Annotated in this window: 6 protein-coding genes; 4 read left to right on the top strand and 2 right to left on the bottom strand. The window is 72.9% G+C overall.

Translation table 11 applies throughout. The features are described 5' to 3' along the window. Positions 1-611, top strand: a 611-nt coding sequence (locus tag ACTIDRAF_RS0220720) for an amino acid ABC transporter permease (protein WP_016700638.1), incomplete at its 5' end; no start/stop codon positions are given. Then, positions 608-1,522, top strand: coding sequence for an amino acid ABC transporter permease (locus ACTIDRAF_RS0220715; protein ID WP_016700637.1), 915 nt, complete (start codon positions 608-610; stop codon positions 1,520-1,522). The genes ACTIDRAF_RS0220720 and ACTIDRAF_RS0220715, both read left to right, overlap by 4 nt. Positions 1,523-1,704: 182 nt before the next feature. On the opposite strand, the gene ACTIDRAF_RS0220710 is transcribed toward ACTIDRAF_RS0220715, so the two are convergent. Continuing rightward, on the bottom strand, positions 1,705-2,478 hold the full coding sequence (locus tag ACTIDRAF_RS0220710) for a class I SAM-dependent methyltransferase (protein WP_016700636.1): 774 nt from the start codon (positions 2,476-2,478) through the stop codon (positions 1,705-1,707). 560 nt (positions 2,479-3,038) lie between these two features. Between ACTIDRAF_RS0220710 and edd the strand changes: the two genes are divergently transcribed. Together edd and eda are read left to right on the top strand one after the other, a co-directional pair. Then, the gene (gene edd, locus ACTIDRAF_RS0220700; protein WP_016700634.1) at positions 3,039-4,937 is read left to right on the top strand and encodes a phosphogluconate dehydratase; all 1,899 of its coding nucleotides are present in this window, start codon (positions 3,039-3,041) and stop codon (positions 4,935-4,937) included. Beyond that, positions 4,934-5,572, top strand: a complete 639-nt coding sequence (eda, locus tag ACTIDRAF_RS30155; RefSeq protein ID WP_016700633.1) for a bifunctional 4-hydroxy-2-oxoglutarate aldolase/2-dehydro-3-deoxy-phosphogluconate aldolase — start codon at positions 4,934-4,936, stop codon at positions 5,570-5,572. Before edd ends, eda begins: the two co-directional genes overlap by 4 nt. Positions 5,573-5,851: 279 nt before the next feature. On the opposite strand, the gene ACTIDRAF_RS0220690 is transcribed toward eda, so the two are convergent. After that, complete coding sequence (locus ACTIDRAF_RS0220690; RefSeq protein WP_039788488.1) at positions 5,852-6,364, bottom strand: GNAT family N-acetyltransferase; 513 nt, start codon at positions 6,362-6,364, stop codon at positions 5,852-5,854. Positions 6,365-6,608 lie beyond the last annotated feature (244 nt).

The following is a 6,608-nucleotide window of genomic DNA, read 5'->3' as shown; positions in this document are numbered from 1 at the left end:
GCGGCTTCGTCACCACGCTCCAGCTCTTCGCCCTCTCCGCGGTGGGGTCGCTGGTGCTGGGCGCGTTCCTGGCGATGCTGCGGGTGAGCCCCGTCCCGGTGTTCCGGTCAGCCGGGTCGCTGTACGTCACGGTGGTGCGGAACACCCCGCTGACCCTGGTGTTCCTGTTCTTCGCGTTCGCGTGGAACCTGCTGGAGATCGTGCGGATCTCCTTCTTCACGGCGGCGGTCACCGCGTTGACCGTCTACACGGCCGCCTTCGTCTGCGAGGTGTTCCGTTCCGGCATCAACACCGTCCCGGTCGGGCAGGCCGAGGCCGCGCGGGCCATCGGGCTGACGTTCGGGCAGACGCTGGGGCAGATCATCCTCCCGCAGGCCACCCGCTCGGTGTTCCCTCCGATGGTCAGCACCCTCATCGCGTTGCTGAAGAACACCACGATCGCCGCCGGCTTCTCCGTCTTCGAGGCCGGTGGCATCCGACAGAACCTGTCCGAACGGGGTGAACCGGTCCTCGAGGGCCTGCTCTGGGTGGCGGCCATCTTCGTGCTGCTGGTGATCCCGCTGACGCTGCTGCAACGCGCGTTGGAGAAGCGCTGGAGCGTGGCCCGATGAGTTCTGTCCTGTTCGACGTCCCGGGTCCCCGCGCGCGGGCGCGCAACCGCATCCTCGGCGTCGTTGGCGTGGTGGTGCTGGTCGCCGCGATCGGGTACGTCCTGTACCGGTTCTACGACACCGGCCAGTTCGACCCGCGTCGCTGGGAGTGGCTGCTGTACAAGCAGGTCCAGCTGGACCTGTTGCAGGCCTTCCAGTTCACGATGCAGGCGTTCGCGCTCGGTGCGGTGGGGGCGCTGCTGTTCGGGGCCGTCTTCGCCGCCGGGCGGCTCTCCGAGCACGCCTGGTTGCGGGTTCCCGCGACCGTGGTCGTGGAGTTCTTCCGGGCGATCCCGCTGGTCATCCTGATGTTCGTCTTCTACTTCGGCACCGGGGTGAGCTCCCTGGTCGCCGTGGTGGTCGGCCTGACCCTCTACAACGGCTCGGTGTTGGCCGAGGTCTTCCGGGCCGGGGTGCTCGCACTGCCCAAGGGGCAGTCGGAGGCCGCCTACGCGATCGGGATGCGCAAGACGCAGGCGATGACGAACGTGCTGCTCCCGCAGTCGTTGCGGGCGATGCTGCCGACCATCGTCAGCCAGCTCGTGGTGTTGCTGAAGGACACCTCGCTCGGCTTCCTCATCACCTACAACGAGCTGCTGCGCTACGCACGGGTGATGGGCAGCGACCCGAACTTCGGGCGGCCGCAGATCCCGACCGCGATCGTCGTGGCCATCATCTACATCGCCCTGTGCCTGCTGCTGTCCTGGCTGGCCAACTACCTCGGCCGCCGCCAGCAGCGCAGCAAGCTGCGGCCGGAGGCCGCCATGCCGGCCGCCACGCGGAAGGCGGACCGCGAGACGGAACCGGACGGGCTGGCCGGTCCACCCGCACCGGGTGACCGTCCCGGGAAGCTCGGCGCCGTCGGCGACTGACCGCGGACGACCGACGAGGGGCATCCCGCCGCGCGGGGTGCCCCTTTCCCGTGCGGGGACGGGGTCGCGGCGACCGGGGCACCGCGCGGGCACCGCCCCGAGGTGGGTGAGGTGGGGCTCCTTCCCGTCGCCAGCCCTGCCCGCCCTCCTCGGGCCCCCGCGTCCGCTCGGCGGTGTGGTGGTCAGGACGAGCGCACCGCGACCACCCGGAGCCGTCGGTAGTCGGCGTACCAGGTCCCCTCCCGGAACAGGGGTTCCCGCAGGCGGTCCTGGAGTGCGCTGAGGAACGCGTCCCGGTCGCGCACGTCGACGAGCAGGTGACCGCCGAACATCCGGACCCAGGTGGCGAGCCCGTCGTCCCCCTCGAGCGGGGTCGGTCGGTCGAAGTGCCAGGCGGCCCTGACCTCGAAACCGGCCGTCTCCAGCACCGCCGCCCAACCCGCCAGGGTGGGGAAGTACCACGGGGAGGCGGCGGCCGCCAGTCCTTCTCCGGCGCGGAGACGTTCCGCCTCGGTCACGATGGTGGCGACGTTGCCGGCTCCGCCGAGCTCGGCCACCAACCGGCCTCCCGGGCGCAGCAGCCGGAACAGCGCCCGCGCGGCCCGGGACGCCTCGGGGATCCAGTGCAGGGTGGCGTTGCTCAGGATCGCGTCAGCCCCGGCGGCGGGGAACGGGGCGAGGTCCGCCGGCCCGACGGCGAGCAGGTCCCCGGTGACGAAGCGCAGGTCCGGGTACTTGCGCCGCGCCCGCCCCACCATCTCCGGGCTGCTGTCCAGGCCGACCACGTGCGCTCCCCGGTTCCGCAGCGCGGCCACGTGGTCGCCGGTACCGCAGCCGACGTCGAGGATGTGGTCGCCGGGACAGGGGGCCACCAGGTCGAGCAGGGCGTCTCCGCGCGAGGAGACGAACCCGTGCCGCTGGTCGTAGAGGGCGGCGTCCCAGACCGTGTCGGGCATTCGGCAACCCTAGGCCACCGCGTCCACTGGCCGGAACACCGTTCCCGGTCAGTGGTCAGGACCGCAGCTCCCGGCTCGGGCACGGCGTCGGTCGGGAGGACGAGCGGAACACCCGGGTGCGAGCGAAGATCCCCTGGGGAGGAGGTCCGGCTGGGCGCGACCCTCCTCGCGCGGTGCTCCCAGGTCACCACCACCTCCTTCCTGCGTCCGGTGATCCGCGGGTACCCGTCGGAGTCCAGCTCCGAGGTCGCCGGTGTCCAACCGGGCGTCCCGCGGCGCTTCCGCCCCGAGCGGACGGGGAAACCGGTCGCCCCGCCCGGCTGGTTCGATGGTGGCCGGCTGCTGACCGCTCGGTGGCGCGGGCACGCACACCGGTTGCGGGACCAGCACCGCCGCCCGGCCTGACCTGCTCAGTCCCCGGAACCAACCGTTCGGGTGCTGAATCGATTCCTGGATCGATAATGGATTCCGGAGCTCCTTTCGCATACGCTGCACCCGAACCAGCGACGCGGGCGCCCACGTCGGACGGGTGGCCGTCGACCAGAGAAGGAGCCAGCAGCGTGGACAGCGCAGCCGCCGACCGGACCACCACTCCCCATCCCGTGGTCGCCGCGGTGACCCGGCGCATCGTCGAACGCAGCAGCCAGTCCCGAGCCGCCTACCTGGCGCGGACGCGGGCCGCCGCGAGCCAGGGCCCGGTCCGGATGGGGCTGCCGTGCAGCAACCTGGCACACGGCTTCGCCGCGTGCTCGGGCTCGGACCTGCTGGCGTTGCGCGGTGCGGTCAAGCCCGGCGTGGCGATCGTGTCGGCCTACAACGACATGCTCTCGGCCCACCAGCCCCTGAACGAGTTCCCGGCCTGGATCAAGGACTCGGTGCGCGAGGCCGGTGGGGTGGCGCAGTTCGCCGGCGGGGTGCCGGCGATGTGCGACGGCATCACCCAGGGCAGGGACGGCATGGAGCTGTCGCTGTTCAGCCGGGACGTCATCGCGATGTCGACCGGCATCGCGCTCTCCCACGACATGTTCGACGCCGCCATGCTGCTGGGGGTGTGCGACAAGATCGTGCCCGGGCTGGTCATCGGGGCCCTGTCCTTCGGTCACCTCCCGGTGATCCTGGTGCCCGCGGGCCCGATGCCCTCCGGGCTGCCGAACAAGGAGAAGGCACGGGTCCGCCAGCTCTACGCGGAGGGGGCGGCCAGCCGCGACGACCTGCTCGCCGCCGAGGCAGCGTCCTACCACTCCCCGGGCACCTGCACCTTCTACGGCACGGCGAACTCCAACCAGCTGCTGATGGAGGTCATGGGTCTCCACCTCCCGGGTTCCAGCTTCGTGCAGCCCGGGACCCCCCTGCGCCGGGCACTGACCGAGTACGCCGGCCGCCGCGCCGTGGCGCTCAGCGCCCTGGGCGAGGAGTACACGCCGATGGCCGAGGTCGTCAACGAACGCACCATCGTCAACGGCGTCGTGGCCCTGCTGGCAACCGGTGGGTCCACCAACCACACGATGCACCTGGTCGCCATGGCGGCGGCCGCGGGCATCACCCTCACGTGGGACGACTTCGACGAGCTGTCCTCCGCGGTCCCCCTGCTCGCCAGGGTCTACCCCAACGGCCCTGCCGACATCAACCACTTCAGCGCGGCGGGCGGTGTCCCCTTCCTCGTGCGCGAACTCCTCGCCGCCGGCCTGCTGCACGCCGACGTTCCCACCGTCGCCGGTCACGGCCTCGAGCGCTACCGCCAGGAGCCGTTCCTCGTCGACGGCGAGCTGGTCTGGCGGGAGGGCACCGACACCAGCCTGGACACCGAGGTGCTCCGCCCGGTCGCCGAACCCTTCGCCGAGGACGGGGGCCTCCGCGTGCTGCGCGGCAACCTCGGACGAGCCGTGATCAAGGTGTCGGCGGTGGCGGCCGAACACCGCACCGTCATCGCCCCGGCCCGGGTCTTCGCCAGCCAGGAGGCGTTCACCACGGCGTTCCGCGCGGGCGAACTCAACACCGACGTGGTAGCCGTCCTCCCCAACCAGGGCCCGAGGGCCAAGGGCATGCCCGAACTGCACGGCCTGACCCCGGCACTCGGCTCGCTGCTCGACCACGGCCACCGGGTCGCCCTGGTCACCGACGGCCGCATGTCCGGTGCCTCAGGCAAGGTCCCAGCCGCCATCCAGGTGTCACCGGAAGCGGCCGTCGGGGGTCCGCTCAGCCGCGTCCGCGACGGTGACCTGGTCCGGGTGGACAGCGAGCGAGGCAGCCTGGAGGTCCTCGTCCCCGATGAGGAGCTGGCGGCCAGGGCCGTCACCGACCTGCCACCGAGCCAGGCAGAATGGGCCGGCACCGGACGGGAACTGTTCGGCGCGCTGCGGGGTTCCGTGGGCCAGGCCGAACACGGCGCGAGTGTCTTCGCCACGTGGGCAGCGCCGGCGGCCAGCCCCGCTCCGAGCGAAGTGGAGGCACACCAGTGAGTCAGCCCGGCACCGCGACCGACCTGCTGACCGTCGCGCCCGTCGTCCCCGTCGTGGTGCTCGACGACGTGGAGCACGCCGTTCCGCTGGCCCGCGCGCTACTCGCGGGCGGGCTGCCGGTCATCGAGCTGACCCTGCGCACGGCGGCGGCGTTGGAGGGGGTGCGGCGGATCGCCGCCGAGGTCCCCGAGATCGTCCTCGGGGCGGGCACGGTCACCACGCCCGAGCAGGCACGGCTGGCCGCCGAGGCGGGCGCCGGGTTCCTCGTCACCCCGGGCAGCACCGAACGGTTGCTCGACGCCGCGGAGGACACCGGACTGCCCTTCCTCGCGGGGGTGAGCACCGTGTCGGAGGCGCTCCGCCTCGCCGAACGCGGGCACCAGGCGATGAAGTTCTTCCCGGCGGAGGCGGCCGGTGGTGCCGCCTACCTGAAGTCCCTTGGTGGGCCGCTGCCCGAGCTGCGCTTCTGCCCGACCGGGGGCATCACGGCACGGACGGCCCCCGACTACCTCGCCCTGCCCACCGTCGGTTGTGTCGGGGGTTCCTGGTTGACGCCCCGCGACCTGCTGGCCGCCGGCGACTGGGCGGGAGTCGCGGACCTCGCCAGGGCCGCTGCCCGGCTCCGCACCGCGTAGGCGGGCGACGCTCGGGTCGAGGTCGACCACCGGACCCGCACCGCCTCCGGGTCCGGTGGTACGGAGCCGGGGCCCACGCCCCTGGTGCCGCCCCGGTGCCGGAAGGACCGCGCGGACCGCGCGGTCGGCCGCCACACCCGGGTGATCCGGGCGTGGAACGCCGGGCCGCGTCGGGACGCTCTCCGCGCTCGCGATGGCCTCCGCCCCTCGCCGGAGCCGGGTCGACCGCCGGGTTCGGACCCGACGACAGGTGGCGGTGTCGGCCCGCCGGAACCTCGGTCAACCGGTGTCCGCCGCCCCCGTCCACACCCGCTCACCGTCGACGACGTCCTCGGTGGGGGTGAGACCGACAGCCATCGCCACCCGTTCGGAGGCGCGGTGCGCGGGGTGGATCATCGCGGAGAAGCGCCCCACCCCCTGCTGGGCGAGCCAGTCGGCCATCGCGCGAGCGGCCTCCGTCGCCAGCCCCCGGCCCTGCCAGGGAACGGAGGTGGTCCAGGCGAGCAGCGCGGTGCTCGGGCCACCCGTCTCCCACCGCACCGTCGCCTGCACCCACCCGACGACCCGTCCGGTGTCCCGGTGGCGGGCCGCCCAGTTGCACCAGGCCTCCCCCGGTCCCTCCGGCCCGGCATTCATCCGGAGGCACCGTTGGCGCCACCGAGCGGCGTCGACCGGCTGCCCCCCGGTGTACTCGTGCAGCCGGTCGTCATCGAGAGCCTCGGCCAGCTCGTCCGCGTGGCAGCCGTCGAGCGGTTCCAGGTCGAGGCGCGGAGCACGGATCGCGCTCGCCACCGGGCCACCCTCCACTGGGCTCACCCCTCTCCGCTCGGGACGCGCACCGCCGGGAGACGGCGGACATCAGCGGGCGAGGGCGGCACCAAGGGAAGCCGGATGGGAGCTGCTCGAAGGGGTCGCCCGGCCGGTAGCAGGGTACACGGGTGATCGCGTACTACGCTCCGCCCGGGCACGGGCGGGGCAGGGCCGAACGCGTGGCCGGCGGGCGCCGCCGGCCTCTCCACCGGCTCAGGCGGGAACG

Source organism: Actinoalloteichus spitiensis RMV-1378 (assembly GCF_000239155.1).
Lineage (GTDB): Bacteria > Actinomycetota > Actinomycetes > Mycobacteriales > Pseudonocardiaceae > Actinoalloteichus_B > Actinoalloteichus_B spitiensis.
Note: the sequence above shows the minus strand (reverse complement) of the source record. Positions and strands in the feature narration are given on the sequence as shown.